This window comes from Streptomyces sp. NPDC037421, from assembly GCF_055602105.1.
Genome location: NZ_JBVJWV010000034.1, coordinates 36,878 through 57,102, shown reverse-complemented (window position 1 = coordinate 57,102; position 20,225 = coordinate 36,878). Strand labels below are relative to the sequence as shown.

At 74.1% G+C, this 20,225-nt stretch carries 12 protein-coding genes; 2 read left to right on the top strand and 10 right to left on the bottom strand.

Annotated elements, in window-relative coordinates; translation table 11 throughout:
- Nucleotides 1-119 precede the first annotated feature (119 nt).
- The 6 genes from ACZ7IF_RS32890 to ACZ7IF_RS32865 form a co-directional block, all read right to left on the bottom strand.
- On the bottom strand, nt 120-5,756 hold the full coding sequence (locus tag ACZ7IF_RS32890; RefSeq protein ID WP_470979119.1) for a type I polyketide synthase: 5,637 nt from the start codon (nt 5,754-5,756) through the stop codon (nt 120-122).
- A 106-nt stretch (nt 5,757-5,862) separates the two neighbouring features.
- Nucleotides 5,863-6,915: a cell division protein ZapE gene (zapE, locus tag ACZ7IF_RS32885; RefSeq protein WP_470979088.1), complete on the bottom strand. Its 1,053-nt coding sequence runs from the start codon at nt 6,913-6,915 to the stop codon at nt 5,863-5,865.
- Nucleotides 6,916-7,118: 203 nt separating this feature from the next.
- A complete protein-coding gene (locus ACZ7IF_RS32880) occupies nt 7,119-7,880 on the bottom strand; it encodes a thioesterase II family protein (RefSeq protein ID WP_470979085.1) in 762 nt (253 codons plus the stop codon).
- Nucleotides 7,881-8,017: 137 nt separating this feature from the next.
- On the bottom strand, nt 8,018-10,075 hold the full coding sequence (locus ACZ7IF_RS32875) for an APC family permease (protein ID WP_470979082.1): 2,058 nt from the start codon (nt 10,073-10,075) through the stop codon (nt 8,018-8,020).
- 51 nt (nt 10,076-10,126) lie between these two features.
- Complete coding sequence (locus ACZ7IF_RS32870; protein ID WP_470979079.1) at nt 10,127-12,895, bottom strand: helix-turn-helix transcriptional regulator; 2,769 nt, start codon at nt 12,893-12,895, stop codon at nt 10,127-10,129.
- 175 nt (nt 12,896-13,070) lie between these two features.
- Nucleotides 13,071-14,501, bottom strand: coding sequence for an NAD(P)/FAD-dependent oxidoreductase (locus ACZ7IF_RS32865; protein ID WP_470979076.1), 1,431 nt, complete (start codon nt 14,499-14,501; stop codon nt 13,071-13,073).
- Between the two features lie 209 nt (nt 14,502-14,710).
- Between ACZ7IF_RS32865 and ACZ7IF_RS32860 the strand changes: the two genes are divergently transcribed.
- Both ACZ7IF_RS32860 and ACZ7IF_RS32855 read left to right on the top strand, forming a co-directional pair.
- Nucleotides 14,711-15,154 carry a nuclear transport factor 2 family protein gene (locus ACZ7IF_RS32860; protein WP_470979073.1) on the top strand — a complete coding sequence of 148 codons (444 nt, stop codon included), beginning with the start codon at nt 14,711-14,713 and terminating at the stop codon, nt 15,152-15,154.
- 11 nt (nt 15,155-15,165) lie between these two features.
- Nucleotides 15,166-15,615 carry a nuclear transport factor 2 family protein gene (locus ACZ7IF_RS32855; protein ID WP_467895441.1) on the top strand — a complete coding sequence of 150 codons (450 nt, stop codon included), beginning with the start codon at nt 15,166-15,168 and terminating at the stop codon, nt 15,613-15,615.
- A gap of 87 nt (nt 15,616-15,702) precedes the next feature.
- On the opposite strand, the gene ACZ7IF_RS32850 is transcribed toward ACZ7IF_RS32855, so the two are convergent.
- From ACZ7IF_RS32850 to ACZ7IF_RS32835, 4 genes are all read right to left on the bottom strand, one after another.
- Entirely contained in the window at nt 15,703-17,331 is a 1,629-nt protein-coding gene (locus tag ACZ7IF_RS32850) for an ABC transporter permease (protein ID WP_470979069.1), read from the bottom strand.
- Nucleotides 17,328-18,281 carry an ABC transporter ATP-binding protein gene (locus ACZ7IF_RS32845; protein WP_470979066.1) on the bottom strand — a complete coding sequence of 318 codons (954 nt, stop codon included), beginning with the start codon at nt 18,279-18,281 and terminating at the stop codon, nt 17,328-17,330. The genes ACZ7IF_RS32850 and ACZ7IF_RS32845 overlap by 4 nt, the downstream gene beginning before the upstream one ends.
- A 267-nt stretch (nt 18,282-18,548) precedes the next feature.
- Complete coding sequence (locus ACZ7IF_RS32840; RefSeq protein WP_470979063.1) at nt 18,549-19,370, bottom strand: class I SAM-dependent methyltransferase; 822 nt, start codon at nt 19,368-19,370, stop codon at nt 18,549-18,551.
- Between the two features lie 60 nt (nt 19,371-19,430).
- The gene (locus tag ACZ7IF_RS32835; RefSeq protein ID WP_470979060.1) at nt 19,431-20,213 is read right to left on the bottom strand and encodes a thioesterase II family protein; all 783 of its coding nucleotides are present in this window, start codon (nt 20,211-20,213) and stop codon (nt 19,431-19,433) included.
- Nucleotides 20,214-20,225 lie beyond the last annotated feature (12 nt).

Genomic DNA, 20,225 nt, shown 5'->3' with positions numbered 1-20,225 from the left:
GCGGGGTAACGCCCCTTCTCCTCTCCCGCCCCCACGGGGGGAAGACAACCACCACACCCCCCCCCCCCCCCCCCCCCCCCCCCCCCCCCCCCCCCCCCCCCTCCTGCGTTCCGCCCCCGCTATCTGCCGAATTCCGCCTGGATGAAGTCGAATATCTCATCGGCGGAGGCGGTGCCCAGCGCCGCGGCGGCGGTCCCCGTGCCGCCCCCGCCGGCGCTCCCGCCGGGCGGCGTCGTCCCGAAGAGCGCCAGCAGGTCCGCCAGGCGCGCGGACACCTCGGCCCGGACCTCCTCGGAGTCCTGGGAGGCGGTCGCCCGAAGGGTGCCCTCCAGCCGGTCCAGTTCGCCGAACACCGCCGGTCGCGGCTCCTCGGCCGCCAGCAGGCCGTGCAGGTACGCGGCGAGCGCGGCCGGCGTCGGATAGTCGAAGACGAGCGTGGTGGGCAGGCGCAGTCCGGTGGCGGTGCCGAGGCGGTTGCGGAGCTGGACCGCCGTCAGCGAGTCGAGCCCCAGCTCCAGGAAGCCGCGGTCGGCCTCGACCTCCTGCGGCCCCGCGTGACCGAGGACGGTGGCGGCGTGGCCGCGCACCAGGTCGGACAGGATCCGGGTGCGCTCGTTCTCCGGGAGGCCGGCGAGCCGGTGCGCCAGTGAGGCCACGGGCGCCGCCTCGGCGGCGGCCCGGCGCACCGGTGCCGGAACCAGGGCGCGCAGCAGCCGGGGCACGTTCTCGCCGGCCGCCGACTGGGCGCGTACCGCCGCGAGGTCCACCCGCATCGGGACGAGCACCGCCTCGGGCGAGACGAGCGCGGCGTCGAAGAGGCCGAGGCCGTCGGCGGTCGTCAGGGCCTGGGCTCCGGCGCGTTCGATGCGGGCGAGTCCGGCCCCGTCGAGGTGTCCGGTCATGCCGCTGCGTTCGGCCCACAGGCCCCAGGCGAGGGACTGCGCGGGCAGGCCGAGGGAGCGCCGGTACTGGGCGAGGGCATCGACGTAGGCGTTGGCCGCCGCGTAGTTGCCCTGGCCGGGGGCGCCGAACAGGCTGGCGGCGGAGGAGAACAGGACGAACGCCGACAGGCCGAGGCCGGCGGTGAGATCGTGGAGGTTCCAGGCGGCGTCGGCCTTGGGGCGCAGGACCGCGTCGAAGCGTTCCGGGGTGAGGGATTCGACCACGCCGTCGTCCAGGACGCCGGCCGTGTGGACGACCGCGGTCAGCGGGTGCCCGGCCGGGATCGCGGCCAGCAGCCCGGCCAGGGCGTCCCGGTCGGCGACGTCGCAGGCGGCGACGGTCGTGGCGGCGCCCAGCTCGTTCAGTTCCGCCACCAGGTCTTCGGCGCCGCCGGAGCGGCTGGCCAGGAGGAGGTGGCGGACGCCGTGTTCCGTCACCAGGTGGCGGGCCACCGCGCGGCCCAGGGTTCCGGTGCCGCCGGTGACCAGGACGGTGCCGCCGGGGGCGAAGAGCGGCCCGTCGGCCGCGTCCGTGGCCGCGGTCGTGGCCGCCCTGGCCAGGCGCAGGGCGTGCACGGTGCCGCCGCGGACCGCGCTCTGGGGCTCGCCGGACGCCACGGCCCGGGCCAGGTCCTCGTGGTCGGCGGCCCCGGCGGTGCCGGCGCCCCGCTGCTCCAGGTCGATGAGCAGGAACCGCTCCGGGTGCTCCGACTGCGCCGAGCGCACCAGGCCCCACACGGCCGCCTGGACCAGGTCCGGGGCCCCGTCGCCCTCCCCCGTCGCCACCGCGCCCCGGGTGACCACGGCCAGCCGGGAGTCCTCGAAGCGGGCGTCGGCCAGCCACGACCGGAGCAGTGCGAGGGTGGCGGCGGTGGCGGAGCGCACTTCGGCGGCGCCCGCGGCGGGCGAGGCCAGCACGAGCGCCGGGACGGTGGTGAGCTCGGCGAGGTCCCCGATGCGCCGCGCCCCGGAGGCCGGGCCGGGGGTGGCCCGGCCCAGTACCGCCCAGGACCCGTCGGGGGCCGCCGGGAGCGCGGGGACCGGGGTCCAGTCGAGGCGGAACAGGGCGTCGCCGTGCCCGGGGCGGGCCCCGGCGAGCTGCTCCCGGTTCAGGGGCCGCAGCACCAGCGATCCGACGCCGGCCACCGGAAGGCCGGTCTGGTCGGTGAGTTCCAGGGAGACGGCCTCGTTCCCGGCGGGTGCGAGGGCGACCCGCAGCGCCCGGGCGCCGGTGGCGTGCAGGGTCACGTCGTGCCAGGCGAAGGGCATCCGCCCCTGGCCGATCCGACCGTCCCCGCCGTCCGGCGCGCCGAGCGGGATCGCGTGCAGGGCGGAGTCCGACAGGGCCGGGTGCAGTCCGAAGCCGGCCGCGCCGCCCTGCTGTTCCTCGGGCAGGCGGACCTCGGCGAAGACCTCGTCGCCCCGGCGCCACGCGGCGCGCAGGCCCCGGAAGGCGGGCCCGTACCCGAAGCCCGCCGCCGCGAACTCGGCGTAGAGGCCGCTCACGTCGACCGGGGTCGCGCCCTCGGGCGGCCACACCCCGAAGGCGGGGGCCGCGGGGGCGGTGTCCGGGGCGAGGTGCCCGCCGGCGTGGCGGGTCCACGGCTGCCCGGTCCCGGCCGGGTCGGCGCCCGCGCCGTCGGTACGGGCGTACACGGCCACCGGCCGGCGGCCCGCCCCGTCGGCCGCGCCGACGGTGAGCTGGACCTGGACGCCGCCGTGCTCGGGCAGCGGCAGCGGTGCCTCCAGCACCAGTTCCTCCACGCGTGCGCAGCCGAGCTGCCGGCCGGCGTGCAGGGCCAGCTCCAGGAACGCGGTGCCCGGCAGCAGGGCGTGGTCCAGCAGCGCGTGGTCGGCGAGCCAGGGGTGGGAGGTCAGCGACAGGCGGGTGGTGAAGAGGAACCCGTCGGTGTCGGGCAGCGGGACGGCGGCGCCGAGCAGCGGGTGTCCGGCGGAGCCGAGGCCGAGCGCGGTCGCGTCGCCGGCGGGGGCGAACGCCTCCGGCCAGTACCGGCTGCGCTGGAAGGCGTACGTGGGCAGGGCGGCGGGGTGCGGCAGCTGCCCGGCGTACGCCGCGTCCCAGTCCGCCTGCACGCCGTGGACGTGGGCGGCGGCGAGGGAGGTGAGGAAGCGTCCGGTGCCGCCGGCGTCCCGGCGCAGCGTCTCGCCCAGGAAGGCGTCGGTGCCGGTCTGTTCGAGGGTCTCGGCCAGTCCGACGCCCAGCACCGGGTGGGGGCTGATCTCCAGGAAGTGGGCGTAGCCGTCGGCGGCGAGGGCGCGGACGGCCTGCTCCAGCTGGACCGTCTGGCGCATGTTGCGGTACCAGTAGCCGGCGTCGAGTTCCTCGGTGTCCAGGAGGGTGCCGGTCACGGTGGAGTAGTAGGGGACGGCGGATTCGTCCGGGGCGACGGTGGCGAGGGCGTCGAGCATCCGTTCGCGCACCTCCTCGATGCGCGCCGAGTGCCCCGGGGTGTCCACGCCGGGGACCCGCCGGGCCCAGACGCCGTCGGCCGTCAGCTTCTCCAGCAGTTCCTCCAGGGCCGTGCGGTCGCCCGCGACGACCACGGAGGTCGGTCCGTTGACGGCGGCGAGGGAGAGCCGGCCGTCCCAGGCGGGCAGCAGGGCGGCGACCCGCTCGGCCGGCAGGGCGACCGAGGCCATCGCGCTGGTCCCCGACAGCTCCAGCAGGGCCTGACTGCGCAGTGCGACGATCCGGGCCCCGTCGGCCAGGGACAGCGCGCCGGCGACGACGGCCGCGGCGACCTCGCCCTGGCTGTGGCCGACCACGGCGGCCGGTTCGACGCCGCAGGCCCGCCAGAGTTCGGCGAGGGAGAGCATCACCGCGAACAGGGCGGGCTGCAGGACGTCCACGCGTTCCAGGGAGGGCGCGCCGTCGGCCGCCCGCAGGACGTCGGTCAGCGACCAGTCCACGTACGGGGCGAACGCGGCCTCGCACGCTTCGATGCGTTCGGCGAAGGCCGGTGAGCCGTCGAGGAGTTCGAGGGCCATGCCGGTCCACTGCGAGCCCTGGCCGGGGAAGACGAAGACCGGCCGGACGCCGGACGCCCGGGCCACACCGGTGATCAGACCGTCGGGGCGCCGTCCGTCGTCCTCGCCGGTGTCCGGGCCGGCGGCCAGCGCGTCCAGCTGCCGGAGGAAGCCGGGCCGGTCCGCGGCGAGGAGGACCGCTCGGTGTTCGAAGGCCGAGCGGGTGTGCAGGAGGGCGGCGGCCACGGCGTGCGGGTCCGGGGCGGGGTCGGCCCCGATCCGGTCCCGCAGCCGCTCGGCCTGCGCGCGCAGGGCGGGTCCGGTGCGGCCGGAGAGCGGCCAGGGGACGGGCGGGGCGGTGGCGCTCGCGCCGCGGGAGAAGGCGGCGGGGCGGGCGGCGGGCGCGGGTGCGTCCTCGCCGGGGGCCTCGGTGGCGGGGGCCGGGGCGGCCGGGGCGCCCTGCGCCGGGAGCGGGTCGGGGGCCTGTTCCAGGATGGCGTGGGCGTTGGTGCCGCTGATGCCGAAGGAGGACACGGCGGCGCGCCGGGGCCGCCCGGTCGCGGGCCACGGCCGGGCTTCGGCGAGCAGCTCCACCGCGCCGGAGGCCCAGTCGACGTGCGGGGTCGGCTCTTCGGCGTGCAGGGACTTGGGGAGTACGCCGTGGCGCATGGCCATGACCATCTTGATGACCCCGCCGGCTCCGGCGGCGGCCTGGGTGTGGCCGATGTTGGACTTGAGCGAGCCCAGCCACAGGGGCTGGTCGGCCGGCCTGTCCTGGCCGTAGGCCGCCAGCAGCGACTGCGCCTCGATGGGGTCGCCGAGCGAGGTGCCCGTGCCGTGGGCCTCGACCGCGTCGATCTGGTCGGCGGTCAGCCGGGCGTTGGCGAGGGCCTGCCCGATGACCCGTTGCTGCGAGGGGCCGTTGGGGGCGGTGAGGCCGTTGCTGGCGCCGTCCTGGTTGACGGCCGTGCCCCGGATCACCGCGAGCACCTCGTGGCCGTTGCGCCGGGCGTCCGAGAGCCGCTCCAGGAGGAGCATGCCGACGCCTTCCGACCAGCCCGTGCCGTCCGCGTGCGCGGAGAAGGGCTTGCAGCGGCCGTCGGGTGCGAGGGAGCGCTGGCGGCTGAACTCCACGAAGGAGGCGGGCGTGGACATCACCGTCGCGCCGCCGGTCATCGCGAGGGAGCACTCGCCGCGGCGCAGCGACTCGGCGGCCAGGTGCAGGGTCACCAGCGAGGACGAGCAGGCCGTGTCCACGGTGAGGGCGGGGCCCTCGAAGCCGAAGGTGTAGGCGATGCGGCCCGAGGCGATGCTGCCGGCGCTGCCGTTGATGACGTAGCCGGCCAGGTTCTCCCGGCCCTCCAGGAGGTTGGCGTAGTCGTGGTACATCACCGAGAGGAAGACTCCGGTGCGGCTGCCGCGCAGCGAGGCGGCGTCGATCCCGGCGCGTTCGACGACCTCCCAGGCGGTCTCCATCAGGAGGCGCTGCTGGGGGTCCATGGCGAGGGCCTCGCGCTGGTTGATCCCGAAGAACCCGGCGTCGAACTCGGCGACGCGGTCGATGAACCCGCCCTCGCGGGTGTACGTCGTACCGGGCCGCTCGGGGTCCGGGTCGTACAGCGCTTCGAGGTCCCAGCCGCGGTCGGCGGGGAAGGGGGAGATCGCGTCGACTCCCCCGTCGAGCAGCCGCCACAGGTCCTCCGGCGACGTCACGCCGCCGGGGAAGCGGCAGCCCATTCCCACGATGGCGATGGGCTCGTGGCCCGCCTCCTCGGCATCGTGGAGCTGCTGCTTGACGGAGCGCAGTTCGACGGTGGCCCGCTTCAGGTAGTCGCGGAGTTCTTGTTCGGTCGCCATCGGCATAGCCCTTTGTTGTCTGATGTCGGAAACAGCTACGGAGGGAGCCGCGCGTTCCGCACCGTCCGGGCCCCGCTCAGTGCGCGTCGGAGTCGGCCGTGGCGGACAGCAGCGACAGGCGGCTCGCGGTGCGGTTGACGTCGAGCGGCAGGGTCTCGCCCCGCAGTACGTCGTCGAGCGGTGCCTGTCCGACGAGGACGAGGCGTACGTCCCGGTCGCAGAGCACGTCGATCAGGTTGGCGAACCGCTGGGCCGCGTCCCGGTTCTCTCCGGCCAGGCGGGGCAGGCCGGAGAGCACCCAGACGGGGAAGCGGTCCGCCACCGCCAGGTAGTCGCCGGTCGAGTTCGGCTGGTCGCACAGGTCGTGGAAGTCGAACCAGACCAGGTCGCCGCGGACCGCCAGCGCGGGCACCGTGCGGCCGCCGCCGACCTCGACCGGCTGCCGCTCGGCGGCCTCGGGCAGGCTCAGGCCCCGCTCGGCGAGCTGCTCGCCGGTGCCGGGCCAGACGTACGCCCCGCGCTCGAACTCGGAGCGGGCCGCGCCGGATCCGTACTCGGCCCGGTAGTCGCGTCCGCCGCCGAGCTCGACCACGTCCATGGTCTCTTCGAGCATCTTGATCGTGGGCTCGAACATCTCGTGGAAGACCGGGTTGGGGAGCAGTCCGGCCGGAGGGTAGTTCGAGGTGGTGAGCAGGGTGATCTTCTGGTCGAGGATCGACCTGAGCACCCGGCCGATCAGCATCGCGTCACCGGCGTCGTGGACGTGGAACTCGTCGAAGACGAGGAAGCGGCAGTCGCCGAGGAGTTCGGTGACGGCGAGGTCGGTGACCCGGCGGTCGCCCCGGTGGCGGTAGTAGGCGGCGTGGAACTCGCGGAAGAAGTCGTGGAAGTGCAGCCGGCGCTTGTTCCGCAGCGGCACGGCCTCGTAGAAGGTGGTGGTCAGCCAGCTCTTGCCGCGGCCGACCGACCCCCACAGGTACACCCCGCGCGGTGGTGTGGCGCCGCGGCTGAACAGTCCCCGTCGGCGCGTCATGTCCGCGCCGAGTTCACCGAGCCTGAGGGCGGCCTGCCGCTGGGCGCCGTCCAGGACGAATCCGGCCTGCTGGGCGGCGCGTTCGAACTCCCGCATCAACTGATGATCACCAGTTTCCCGTTGGTATCGAATCCTGATGCGCACGAGCGATCAAGAGATGATCATCTTTCCCGACGCGTACGGTCCCCTCCAAGACTGGATCACCGCGGCCCCTCCCATCACCCTTGATCCGGGCGCGGCCACCCCTGTGTCCGGCCCGGGCACCCCTACGCGGCGGGCCCGGCCGGGGTGGTGGCGGATCAGTGGGTGAGGCCGCGCACGGCGCTGCGCAGGGCGGCGGCGACGAAGGCCTGGACCCGGTCCAGGTGCTCCTGGAAGGCGAAGTGGCCGCCGGTCAGCACCAGGCGGTCGAAGGGCCCGGTGGTGATCTCGGCCCACTCGGCGAGCGCGTCGACCGGCACGTAGGGGTCGCTGTCGCCGCCGATCGCGGTGACGGGGCAGCCGAAGGGCGGTGCGGGCCGGTACCGGTAGGCGTCGCAGAGCTCGAAGTCGGCGCGCAGCAGCGGCGAGACGAGGTCCAGGAGTTCGGGGTTGCGGAACACCTCGGCGGGGGTCCCGCCGGTCTTGCGCAGCCACTCGCGGAACTCGTTCTCGGGCAGTTCGTGCAGCGGGCTGCCCTCGGTGCGGGGCCGGCGGCCCGGCATGCCGCTGCCGGACATGAACATGCGGATGGGTTCGGGCAGGCCGGCGCCGACCAGGCGGTGGGTGAGCTCCAGGCCGAGCATCGAGCCCATGCTGTGGCCGAAGACCGCGTACGGCCGGTCCACGAGCGGGACGATCCGCGTCATCAGCGCGTCGAGCAGCGGCTCCACCCGGCGCAGCAGCGGCTCGCCGAACTCGGCACCCCGGCCGGGCAGTTCCACGGCGTGCACGTCGACGTCGGGCGCCAGCGCCCGGGGCCAGACGCGGTTGTAGGCCACGGCGCTGCCGCCGGCCCACGGAAGGCAGAACAGCCGTACGGGTGCGTCCGGGCACTCCACGTCCCAAGGCCGACGGACCACGGTTCCCCCAAGATCGCTCGCTCACACGTGTCGTCGCGCTCGACGTTAGGGCGGCGCACGCGCGGGCCACACCCCTGTCGGGGCCCCTGCCCACCCCTGTCGTACCCGGCCGGCGCCGTGGCCGGCCTGCGGCGGTGTCAGTCCTGCGGCCCCGCAGGGCCGGTGCGGGTGCCGGTGCCCGGTCCGGGGGCCGGGTGGCGGGGCGAGGACTTGCGGACGGATCCCGGCGCGGCGCGGTCCGGGCGTCCTCCGGCCCGTTCGGAGGAGGCCAGCTGCCAGGGGACGCTGGTGACCATGACGCCGGGCTGGAACAGCAGCCGGGCCTTGAGGCGCAGGGCGCTCTGGTTGTGCAGCAGGTTCTCCCACCACCGGCCCACCACGTACTCGGGGATGAACACCGCGACCACGTCGCGCGGGTGGTCGGCGCGGAACCGGTGGACGTACTCCAGGACCGGGCGGGTGATCTCCCGGTACGGGGAGTCGAGCAGCTCCAGCGGTACGGGCATGCCCGAGCGGTCCCATTCCCCGCGCAGCTCGGCGGCCGCGTCCGGGTCGACCGAGACCGAGACGGCCTGGAGGGTGTCGGGGCGCAGGGCGTGGGCGTACTCCACGGCCCGGAGGGTGGGCTTGTGCAGCTGCGAGACGAGGACGAGGACGTGGGTGCGGCCCGGGAGGGCGGCCACCGGCTTGTCGTCGTCGGGTTCCAGTTCCTCCGCCACCCGGTCGTAGTGGCGTCGGATGACCCGCATCAGCGCGTAGAGGCCGGCCATGGCCAGGCACACCAGCCAGGCGCCGCTGACGAACTTGGTCGCGAGGACGACGGCCAGCACCAGGGCGGTGATGCAGGCGCCGACGGCGTTGATGGCGCGCGCCCGGCGCATCGCGGAGCGGCCGCGGGCGTCGACGGCGCCGGGCAGCAGCCGGTTCCAGTGCCGGACCATGCCGATCTGGCTGATGGTGAAGGAGACGAACACGCCGACCGTGTAGAGCGGGATGAGCTGGGTGACGGCCGCGTCGTAGGCGTAGATGAGCAGCGCGGCCGCGGCGGCGAGGATGACGATGCCGTTGCTGAAGGCGAGGCGGTCGCCGCGGGTGTGCAGCTGGCGCGGCATGAAGCGGCTGCGGGCGAGGATCGAGCCGAGCACCGGGAAGCCGTTGAAGGCGGTGTTCGCGGCGAGGACGAGGATGATGCCGGTCATCACCGTGACGAAGTAGAACGCCGGTGAGAAGCCCTCGAAGACGGTCTTGGCGACCTGGGCGATCACCGGGTGGGGGACGCCGGCGTCCTGGCCGGTGACCGGGTCGACGAGGCGGCTGCCGTGCGTCGGGTCGGCGAACTTGGCGCCCGTCCGGTAGGCGAGGGCGGTCACCCCCACGAACATGGTGACGCCGAGGACGCCGAGGAGGACCAGGGTGGTCGCGGCGTTCTCGCCCTTGGGCCGGCGGAAGGCCGGGACGCCGTTGCTGATGGCCTCCACGCCGGTGAGCGCGGTGCAGCCGGAGGAGAAGGCACGCAGGACGAGGAAGGCGAGGGCGAACCCGGCGATGCCGGCGCTCTCTCCCTGGATGGTCAGGTCGGCGGTCTCCGCCCGGAGCTCGTCGCCGCCGAGCAGCCGCACCGCACCCCAGACGATCATGCCGAGCACGGCGAGCATGAAGGCGTACGTGGGGATCGCGAACGCGGCGCCCGACTCCCGGACGCCGCGCAGGTTCATCAGGGAGATCAGGACGACCACCGCGATCGCGGCCTCGACGCGGTGGTCCGCCAGCCAGGGGATGCTCGCGCCGAGGTTCTCCACGGCCGCCGACACCGATACGGCGACGGTCAGCACGTAGTCGCACAGCAGCGCGGCGGCCACGACCAGGCCGGAGCGTTCGCCGAGGTTGGTGTTGGCCACCTCGAAGTCGCCGCCGCCGCTGGTGTAGGCGCGGACGTTCTGCCGGTAGGAGGCGACGACGGTCAGCAGCACCACCACCACGACGCCGGCGATCCACGGGGTGTACTGGTACGCCGCTATCCCCGCCACGCCCAGGGTGAGCATGATCTCCTGCGGCGCGTAGGCCACGGAGGAGAGGGCGTCGCTGGCGAAGATCGGAAGGGCGATCCTCTTGGGCAGCAGTTGGCCGTGCTGCTGCTCGCTGCGCAGCGCGCGTCCCAGCAGAACCCGCTTGGTCAGGTCAGTAATGGTGGACACGTCGGCCGATGCTAGGCAGGGGCGGCGGCCGGCCCCCTCCCCTGCCGGCCCCTACGCGACCCCTACGCCGGGGAAGGCGCTTTCCAGGCTGTCGAACTGCAGGCTCATGGGCAGGTCCTGACGGCGTGAGATGCCGAGCTTGCGGTAGGCACGGGTGAGGTGCTGCTCGACGGTGCTCACGGTGACGTAGAGCTTCGCGGAGATCTCCCGGTTGGTGTAGCCGTACGCGGCGAGTGCGGCGACCCGCCGCTCGGACTCGCTGAGCTGCTCGGTCTCCGGGGTCTCCTCGGTGCTCTGGACGGGCGCGGTGCGCTGCTCGGTGCCGGTCTGGCCCGGCATGATCTGCGCGCACAGCGGCACGGCCCCGCAGTCGGCGGCCAGGTGCCAGGCCCTGCGGGTGACCATGCCGGCCCGGGTGCCCTCGCCGAGCAGCAGCAGGGCGCGGCCGAGGTCGGCGAGGGCCTTGGCCAGTTCCAGCCGGTCGCCGGAGCGGCTGAGTTCGTCGACGGCCCGGGTGAGCAGCTTGGGGCGCTGGCGCAGTTCGGAGGTGGCCGCGCGCAGCCGCAGGGAGACTCCGAGGACGCGGGGGCTGCGGACGCCGGAGGTGGCGAGCTGTTCCACGACGAAGCGCTCGGCCTGGCGGTGTTCGCCGAGCCGCAGCAGGGCCTCGGCGGCGTCGGTGCGCCAGGGGAGCTGGCGCGGCCGGTCCAGGCCCCAGCGCTGGGCGAGCCGGCCGGCGTCGAGGAACTCGCCGAGCGCCGCGCGGTGGCGGTGGGTGGCCAGGTAGTAGTGGCCGCGCGCCCTGAGGTAGTTGAGGGCGTAGACGCTCGAGAAGAGCTCCTCGGGCACGGGCATCTGGAGGCGGCGGGCCACGGCGTCGTAGCGGCCCATCGCGGTGAGGGCGGTGACGAGGGTGGCGACGGGGCCGAAGAGGAAGAGTCCGCCCCGGTCGGCGACGGCGTCCACGGCGGCGGAGGCCTCGCGTTCGGCGCCGGCGAGGTCGCCCAGGCGCAGCAGCGCCTCGGAGTGGACGAGCCCGAACACGGACTGCCAGCCGGGGGAGCCGGCGGGCTGGGTCTCGGCCTGGAGGCGCCGGCACCAGACGACGGCCCGGTCGGGGCGGTCGGCGTGCACCAGGGTGCGGACGGCCTGGACGATGGGGTCGAAGGTGGCGTGGGCCAGCGGGGTGCCCTTGAGGAGGCGTTCGGCGGCCTGTTCGTCGCCGGCGCTGTCGGGGTGGGTCCACAGGGCGGCGGAGGAGCGCAGTTCGGCGGTGCCGGTCCGGGCGGGGCCGCCCGGGTGGTCGCCGGGCGCGCCGGGTCCGGCGGCCGGGGCGGAGGCGCCCGCGGGGGCCGCTGCGGGGGGCAGTGCGAACAGTTCGCGCAGCGGGTCCTCGCGGGTGGTACGGGCGGCCGCGCGCGGGTCCGCCATGCGTTCGAGGGCCTCGGCCGCGTCCTCGATGCGGCCCTGGGCGACGAGCAGCCGGGCGAGCCGGCCGGCCGCGGCGGGGCCGAGGTCACCGCGGCGCAGGGCGGCGAGCGGGCCGTCCAGGTGGCGTTCGGCGGCGGCGGGGTGCTTGCGCCAGGTCACCGCGGCCAGCTGGAGGCCGATCTCCCAGCCGGTCTGCTCGTCGGCGCACAGGGTGCTGGCGAGTTCCAGGCAGGCGGCGGCGTGGTCGCACTGCTCGTCGTCGACGAGGACCTGGAGGGCGGCCTCGCGCAGGACCTGGACGGCCCAGTCACCGCGCGGCGCCTCCTCCGGCCCGGCGCCGGCCTCGGAGGCGGCGAGCAGGTGCGGGGCGACGGTGCCGGCGCGGGCGCCCGACTCGTGGAGCACCTGGGCGGCGCGGGTGCGCAGCAGGGCGAGTTCGTGCCGGGAGACTCCGTCGAGGACGGCGGCGGCCACGGCGGGATGGCGCAGGCGGCCGTCCTCGGTGAGGCCGGAGGCCTCCAGGGCGGCGGCCGCGCGGGCGGCGGCGGCGGAACCGGTGCCGGCGAGCCGGGCCGTCAGTTCGGGGGTGGCGTCGTCGCCGAGGACGGCGAGGGCCACGGCGAGCGTGCGGGAGTCCGCGCCGTCGCGGTGCAGGCAGGTCAGCGCGGCCTGGGTGAAGGGGCCGCGCGGTGCGGGTTCCGGCCACCGGTCGGCGGGGCCCCGTACGGGGCGGGGCCGTTCGTTGAGCAGGGCCCGCAGCAGCAGCGGGTTGCCGCCGGTGGCGCCGTGCAGCCAGGCGGTGTCGGCGGCGGTCGCGGGACGGCCCGTGTGGTCTTCCAGCAGGGCCGCGGTCCCCGGCTCGTCGAGCCGCCCGAGCAGGATCCGGGTGAAGCCGGGGTGGCGCAGGAACTCGGTGCGCGCGAGCGGGCTCTCGGCGTGCTCGTGGAGCGCGTCGGCCAGCACCAGCAGGAGCCGCTCGCCGCGTACGGCGCGGGCGACGTCCAGCAGCCGGTCGAGGGAGGCGGGGTCGGTGTGGTGGAGGTCGTCCACGCACACGACGACCGGGGTCCGGTCCGCGGCGGTGCGCAGCGCCTGGATGAGCTCGCGTCCGCCGAGCGGCTCCCGGCCGGCGGCTTCGGCCGGGAGGATGCCGGCGGGCAGCCCCGCGGTCAGCTGGCGCAGGACTCCGTAGGGGACGTCGCGCTCCTGGGGGGAGCCGGCGGCCCGGAGCACCAGGGCGCCGAGCCGCTCGGCCCTTTCGGCCATGTGCAGGAGCATTTCCGTCTTCCCGCAGCCCACCGCCCCTTCCAGGAGCACGACGCCCGCCGTTGCGGACGTACATGCCGTCAGCGCGCCTTCGAGCTGCGCGCACACGTCTTCCCTGCACATGAGCCTCATGGTCCGCCCCCTCCGCATTGCCTTGCCTCGAACCGCAGCAAACGATGCCTTGGGAACCGCTGGAGCTCACCGGCTCCGTGCCGGTCACTAGTTGCCGGGCAGGAAATGCGGCAGGAACGATCACGCCCTTTTCCGGGGCGACGGGGCCTGGGCGCTCTGCCGTGTGCTAGGTCAGGGCGGGTGTTCCCGTCTCCTCGGCGGCGGCGAGGACGACCCGCTCGGCCGGGGTGAAGGGGGGACCGTCCAGTTCGGTGAACGCGCCGGCCGCTCCCGCCTTGCGCAGGGCGGCGACCAGGTGCGGGGACTCCAGGCTGGCTACGGGCGCGGCGAGCGAGGTGACCTGCATGGCCGCCGCGTTGACGACCGGGTCGTACAGGGCGGCGGTGCCGAGCAGGTCGGCGAACTGCTGGGCGTCCTGCGGGCGCGGGGCGATCCGCGGGTCCTTGGCGTGGTTGCGGGTGCCGGGGTAGCAGATGTCCTGGGTGGTGGCGAGCAGCCACGGGTCGTCGACGACCTTGGCGACCGCGTGCCGGGCGGCGTCGGCCGTGCCGGCGCCCAGGCCGCCGCGGGTCAGGGCGGTGTCCAGCGCGCGGGCACTGAGGGCCGCGCAGCTCATGCCGTGCCCGTAGACGGGGTTGAAGGCGGCGAGGGCGTCGCCGAGCACCAGCAGGCCGTCGGGCCAGGCGGCGAGGCGCTCGTAGTAGCGGCGGCGGTTGACGGTGGAGCGGGATCCCTGGACGGGGCCGAGCGGTTCGGCGTGCTCCAGCAGGTCGGCGATGACCGGGTGGCGCAGGCTGCGCGCGAAGGGGATGAACTCCTCGTCCCCGGTGGGGGGTTCGGCGCCGCGGGTGCCGGCGAGGGTGACCAGCCAGCGGCCGCCCTCGATGGGGACGAGGGCGCCGTTGCGGCCGGGCTCGCCGGTGCCGGGGGCGGCGGCGACGTTCACCATCGGGAAGGTCTCGGCGCCGGCGGGGGCCCGGTAGACGCGGGTGGCGTAGGCGATGCCCGTGTCGACGACGTCCTCCTCGACCTCCGGCAGGCCCAGCTCGGGCAGCCACTTGAGGGTCTGGGAGGGGCGGCCGCCGGTGTCGACGACGAAGTCCGCGGCGAGCTCGCTCTCGTGGCCCTCGGCGTCGCGCAGGCGCACGCCGGTGACGCGGGCGGCGGAACCGGTGAGGCCGGTGACGCCGGTCTGCCGGCGCACCTCGATCCTGGGGTTCTTCAGCGCCTGCTCGCGGACCACCCAGTCGAGCAGCGCCCGGCTGGCGGTGATCATGAACTGGCTGCCGGGGAAGCGGGTCTGCCAGCCGTACGGGGTGAACCAGACGATGTCGCGCGGCAGGTAGAGGCGGTGGGCGCCCTGGTCGGCCAGTTCCTTGAGGGTGCCGGGCAGCAGGGACTCGATGGCGCGGGCGCCGCCGGACCACAGGAGGTGGGCGTGCCGTGCCTGGGGGACGCCCTTGCGCAGTTCCGGCCCCTCGGGGAACACGTCCCGTTCCACCACGGTGACGCGGTCCACGTGCCGCGCGAGCACCGTGGACGCCAGCATTCCGGCCAGGCCGCCACCGATTACCACGGCGCGTGTTTCTGCGGTCATGAGTGCGTGACCCTTCCATCCGTCAGACGCCTTGCGCACCGTCGAATTCGAATTCCCGGGAGCCGGTGCAGGCATTCCCGATCCCCGCGACGCTAGCACTCGCCCACAATGCCCTGAACCCCTACGAACCCCTATCAAACAAGGCGCCTATGGCGGGATCCGTGCGGCCGCCGCCACGATGGTCTGGCCTGCCGAAAGGAGAAGAATCCATGCTGGACGAGGCGGCGCTGAAAGACCTGATCCTGGAACACACGCGCCGGGTCAACGCGGGGGACGTCGAGGGGCTGCTGAAGCTGTACTCGCCGGACGTCCGCTTCGAGGACCCCGTGGGCGCCGGGGTGCAGCAGGGCCACGCGGCGCTGCGCGCGCACGCGACGGGTGCGGTGGCCAGCAACACGGTGGAGGTGCCGGGACCGCCGGTGGCGGCCCAGGACGGGCGCCACGCCGCTGTTCCGGTAACCGCCACGATGGACTACCTGCCGCTCGGGCCGATCCTGACGCGGCACGGCGTACTGCCGGCCCCGGCCGAACCCGCGCGGCAGCGGATGCTGTTCCGCTTCCTGATGGTGATCCGGGCCGGGGACGACGGGCTGATCGAGGACATGAAGGCCTACTGGGGGGCGAGCGACGTCTCCCTCGCCGACGCGGCTTAGGGGAGGAAGAGATGCTGGACGAGGCGGCTCGCAAGGAACTGGCGCTGGAGCACTGCCGTCGCATGAGCAGCGGCAACGTGGACCACATGCTGGAGCTGTACACGAAGGACGTGCGCTTCGAGGATCCGGTCGGTTCGGTTCCGATGATCGGGCACGACGAATTGCGCGTGCATTTCCAGAGGGCCGCGGAAGCGAAAACGGTGGATGTCGCCGGCGTTCCGGTGGCCGCGCAGGACGGCCTGCACGTGGCCATTCCGGTCTCGGTTTACATGAATTACCTTCCACTGGGCCCCGCACTGACGAAGCACGGATATCTGGACAAGCCCGCGGACCCGTTCCGCAAGCGCATCAAATTCGCGCTCACCAGCATCTTCCGGACCGGCTCGCACGGTCTGATCGAAGCGGTGTGGGTGTACTGGGGGAAGTCGGACCTGTCGCTGCTCGACCCCGGCCAGGAGTGACGCAGCGGCCCGCCCGCACGCGGAGGCCGTCCGCACCGGAGATCCCGGTGCGGACGGCCTCTGTGTGCGCCGGGTCGCGGCCCGGGCTCAGGCGGCCAGGTCGCGCCGTCCGAACAGGGCGGTGCCCGCCCACAGGAGCAGCACCGCCACGGCGGTCAGCAGCACCAGCGGCAGCGCCTCGGCATCCACCGCGGGCAGGGCCGGCAGGTGGCTGAACGGCGAGATGTCGCGCACCGCCTGGGGCAGCTTCAGCAGGGCCCCGAGCTGCCCGACGACCAGGCAGAGGGCGAGCGCCCCCCACGCGGCGCCGGAGGAGGCCGCCGGCGCCAGGCCGAACACCAGCACGACGACGCCTGCGAGCACCAGGACCGCGGGGGCCTGGACCAGCGCCGCCCCGGTCAGGTCCGCCACGCCCGCGCCGACGTCGCCCGCGGCGGCCCCGTAGGTGAGGCCCGCGGCCAGTCCGGCGACGAGCAGCAGGATGAGCGAGCCCACGACCGCGACGGCCACGTGGCCGGCCACCCAGCGGCCCCGCCCGATGGCGGTGGCCAGCAGGGACTCCAGCCGCCCGGAGGTCTCCTCGGCCCGCAGCCGCAGCAGCGCCTGCACGACGAAGCCCGCCGTGATCGCGCCGACCATGACCATCATCGAGGCGAAGAAGGTGTCCACGGGGGCGCCGCCCCCGCCGCCGATCTTGCCGAGGGTCTCGGTGAGGTCGGCGTTGTCCTTCAGGGCGTCCCCGGCCGACTTGCCCATGCCGCCGATCACCGCGCCGAGCACGGCGATGCCCACGGCCCAGCCGATCAGCGAGCCGCGGTGCAGGCGCCTGGCCAGCCCGTACGGGCCGAGCAGGCCGGGTGCGGCGGCGGCCGGACCCGGACGGTCCTCGAACAGGCCGGCGCCGAGGTCACGGCGCGCGGACAGGCGCAGCGCGACGGACGCCGCGGCGGCCGCGAACAGCAGCGGGACCACGAGGACCCACCAGTTGTCCTCGCCGAACGGGCTGGTCCGCTGGGCCCAGCCGATGGGCGACAGCCAGGACAGCCAGGAGCTTTCCACGACCGTGCCCGACGCCCGTACCTCTCCGCCGGCGTCGGCGATGCCGCGGATCAGGAAGGCGACGGCGATCACCGCACCGGCCAGCGAGTTGGCGCCCCGTGAGGTGCCGGACAGCTGGGCCGTGACGGCGGCCACGCCCGCGAAGGCGAGTCCGGTCGCGGCGACGGCCGCGGCGGCCACGAGCGAGCTGCCGATGGGCAGCCCGGCCAGCGGCAGCACGATGCCGAGGAAGATGAACAGGCCCACGTTGGCCTGGAGGGCCAGCAGCAGGGCCGCGGCGAGGCCCGCCTGCCGGCCCACGGGGGCCGCCCCGACGAGTTCGGCGCGGCCGCTCTCCTCGTTCTGGCGCGTGTGCCGCACGACGGCGAAGGTGCTCATCAGGCCGGCCAGGACGCACAGGAACGTCAGGACCTGCACCATGGCGAGCGCGCCCTCGCTGGTGCCGACGGGCGCGCCGCGGGTGAGCAGCAGGGCCGGGTTGTCGGTGAGCAGCTTGACCGCGTCGGTCCGGGCGGCCTCGTCGGCGTAGGTCTTGCCGACGCTGCCCGCCGCGCTGTAGGCGAGTGCCGCGGTGCCGTAGAGCCACACGGACAGCTGGATGCGGTCCCTGCGCAGCGCGAGTTTGAGCAGTGGCTGGGTGTTCGCGTACTCGCTCATCGCGCGCCCGCTCCTGCCTTGGCGCGCCGCCCGGTCTTCTGCTCGCCGATCTCCTCCACGTGGTCGCCGTAGTGGCGCAGGAAGAGCTCTTCGAGGGTGGGCGGGGTGCTGGTGAGCGCGCGAACGCCGAAGGAGGCCACGTGCGAGAGCACGGTGTCGAGGTTGCCGTTGTCCACGTCGAAGCGGACGTGATTGCCTTCGGCCTGCACGTTGTGGACGCCCGCGAGCGCCTCGACGCCGGTGACGGTGCGCTCCGACTCGACGGAGAGGGCGGTACGGGTGAGGTGGCGCAGCTCCGTGAGGGTGCCCGTCTCGACCGTGTGGCCCTTGCGGATGATGCTGACGCGGTCGCACAGGGCCTCGACCTCGCCGAGGATGTGGCTGGAGAGCAGGACGGTGCGGCCCTGCCGCTTGACCTCCTTGACGCTGTCCTGGAAGACGGCCTCCATCAGCGGGTCGAGACCGCTGGTGGGCTCGTCGAGGATGAGGAGTTCGGCGTCGGAGGCGAAGGCGGCCACGAGGGCGACCTTCTGCCGGTTGCCCTTGGAGTAGGTGCGGCACTTCTTGGTCGGGTCGAGCTGGAAGCGTTCGATCAGCTCGGTCCGGCGGGCCTGGTCGATGCCTCCGCGCAGGGCGCCGAGGGTGTCGATGGCCTCCCCGCCGGAGAGGTTGCGCCACAGGCTCACGTCGCCGGGGACGTAGGCCAGCCTGCGGTGGATCTCCACCGCGTCGGCCCAGGGGTCCTTCCCGAGCAGGGAGGCCTGTCCGCCGTCCAGCCTCAGCAGGCCCAGCAGGGCCCGGATGGTGGTGGACTTGCCGGCCCCGTTGGGGCCGAGGAAGCCGTGCACCTCGCCCGTGCGGACCGTCAGGTCGAGTCCGTCGAGTGCCCGGAACTTCCCGAAGTTCTTGGTCAGTCCTGTTGCGGCGATTGCGTTCTCGCTCAGCGCCACCGCACACCACCTTTCACGATGTCGTGTTCATCGGAGTCGTCGTCCGTGCGACTCCCGAAGACGACGGCACCGCGGCCAGGTTGCGGCCCGGACCAGCATTCCGCCGATCCCCTTTCCGGAGCAATGTCAGGGCGTGCCCATGGCCGGATTCAGGGGTGCGTAAGGGTTCCGGATAGGGGTTGCCCCGCGGACCCGGCGGGCGGCGGGCACGCGGAAGGGGCCCGGGAGCCGATCGGCTCCCGGGCCCCTCTCGGGCCTAATTGATCGTCAGAAGGTGTAGCGCAGAACGCGGTTGTACTTCCGCAACACCGGTATCACGTTCATGGCCTTGCACATCATCCGCGAGGTCCACGGCATGTGCGACACGTACGGCGAGTCGGTGAAGGTCCACTCCAGTTTGTGCTCGATCCGCGGGTCCCACTGCTCCAGCGTCTTCGGGTCCTCCAGGCCCCAGATGAAGCGCTGGCCGGTCGCCTTGACCGTCCAGTGCTTGTTCATCGCCTTCACCGAGAACGGCGTGTAGGCGTCGAACAGCAGCTCGCCCTCGGGGAACCGGCCGACGATCCGGGTGACGAGGTCGCGCACCTGCTCCTCGGTGAAGTACACCAGGACGCCCTCGGCGACGACGAGCACCGGCCGGTCGGCGGGGATCCCGTCCAGCCAGTCCGGGTCGAGGGCCGAGGCGCCGATGACGTGGTGGTGGTCCCGCTCCGGGAACAGGTCGCGGTAGATCTGCGCGATCTCCGGCAGGTCCAGGTCGTACCACTCGACGTCGTCGGAGGGCTCGATGCGGAAGACGCGGCCGTCGAGGCCGGCGCCGAGGTGGAGCACGACGGAGCGCGGGTTGCGGCTCAGGAAGTCCTGCACCCAGCGGTCCACCTCCTTGCCGCGGATGGCGAGGGAGATCGCGTCGTCGTCGCGCATCTTGAGCTGGACCTTCAGCTCGTCGTAGTCCTCGATGGACTCGACCGCCTGGACCGCGAGGCGGTCGCCCAGGATCGGGCGCCCCGACTTGGCGTCATGGGCCCGTGAGTAGAGGGCGACGAGGAGGTTTCTCGTGGCCGCGCTGAACTGCACCTTGGTCTGCATGGGGACACCCATCTCGGTTCGTCGGTCGATCGGTACGGCCGCGGCCGGCGCGCGCGGGCGTCAGCGCCCCGCCGGCACCGCGGTGAAGGCCGCGAGGTCCTCGATGACCGCCCGGGTCACACCGGCCTGCTGCGGGGTCAGGTAGAAGTGCCCGCCGGGGAAGCTGCGCAGGCTGAACTCGCCGCTGGTCAGCTCCCGCCACTCCATCGCCTCGGCGACGCTCACGCGCGGGTCCGACTCGCCCGTGAGGACGCTGACCGGGCACTTCAGGGCCGGTCCCGGCCCGTCGGGGCGGTAGCGGTAGGTCTCGATGGCCTTGTAGTCGCTGCGGATCGCCGGCAGGACCATGCGCAGCAGCTCCTCGTCGGCCAGCAGGCCCGCGTCGGTGCCGCTGAGGGCCCGGATCTCGGCGATCAGCGCGTCGTCGCCGCGCGTGTGGACGTTCTCCTCGCGCCGGACGGTCGGCGAGCGCCGGCCGGACGCGATCAGGCCGGCCAGCGGGACGCCCTCGCGCTCGAACCTGCGAGCGAGCTCGAAGGAGAGCACCGCGCCCATGCTGTGCCCGAACAGCACCAGCGGCTTGTCGGTCCAGGGCAGCAGGGCCCGGTGGATCTGCTCCACCAGCGCGGCCACGTCGTCCAGGGGCGGTTCGGCCCGGCGGTCCTGGCGGCCGGGGTACTGCACGGCCAGTACCTCGGCGTGCCCGGCCAGCTCCTTGGAGAAGGGGAAGAAGAAGGACGCGCTGCCACCGGCGTGCGGCAGCAGCACCAGGCGGTGGTGGGCTTCCGGCGTGGGGTGGAAGCGCCGGATCCACAGGTCGCTGTGCTCGTCGGGGGTGCTCATCTCCGTACCTCT

What these genes read in the sequence shown, in the direction of transcription:
- ACZ7IF_RS32870 (WP_470979079.1), bottom strand. Translation starts at nt 12,895, where the DNA reads ATGTGCAGGGAAGACGTGTGCGCGCAGCTCGAAGGCGCGCTGACGGCA.
- ACZ7IF_RS32860 (WP_470979073.1), top strand. Translation starts at nt 14,711, where the DNA reads ATGCTGGACGAGGCGGCGCTGAAAGACCTGATCCTGGAACACACGCGC.
- ACZ7IF_RS32835 (WP_470979060.1), bottom strand. Translation starts at nt 20,213, where the DNA reads ATGAGCACCCCCGACGAGCACAGCGACCTGTGGATCCGGCGCTTCCAC.
- ACZ7IF_RS32865 (WP_470979076.1), bottom strand. Translation starts at nt 14,501, where the DNA reads ATGACCGCAGAAACACGCGCCGTGGTAATCGGTGGCGGCCTGGCCGGA.
- ACZ7IF_RS32850 (WP_470979069.1), bottom strand. Translation starts at nt 17,331, where the DNA reads ATGAGCGAGTACGCGAACACCCAGCCACTGCTCAAACTCGCGCTGCGC.
- zapE (WP_470979088.1), bottom strand. Translation starts at nt 6,915, where the DNA reads ATGCGGGAGTTCGAACGCGCCGCCCAGCAGGCCGGATTCGTCCTGGAC.
- ACZ7IF_RS32840 (WP_470979063.1), bottom strand. Translation starts at nt 19,370, where the DNA reads ATGCAGACCAAGGTGCAGTTCAGCGCGGCCACGAGAAACCTCCTCGTC.
- ACZ7IF_RS32855 (WP_467895441.1), top strand. Translation starts at nt 15,166, where the DNA reads ATGCTGGACGAGGCGGCTCGCAAGGAACTGGCGCTGGAGCACTGCCGT.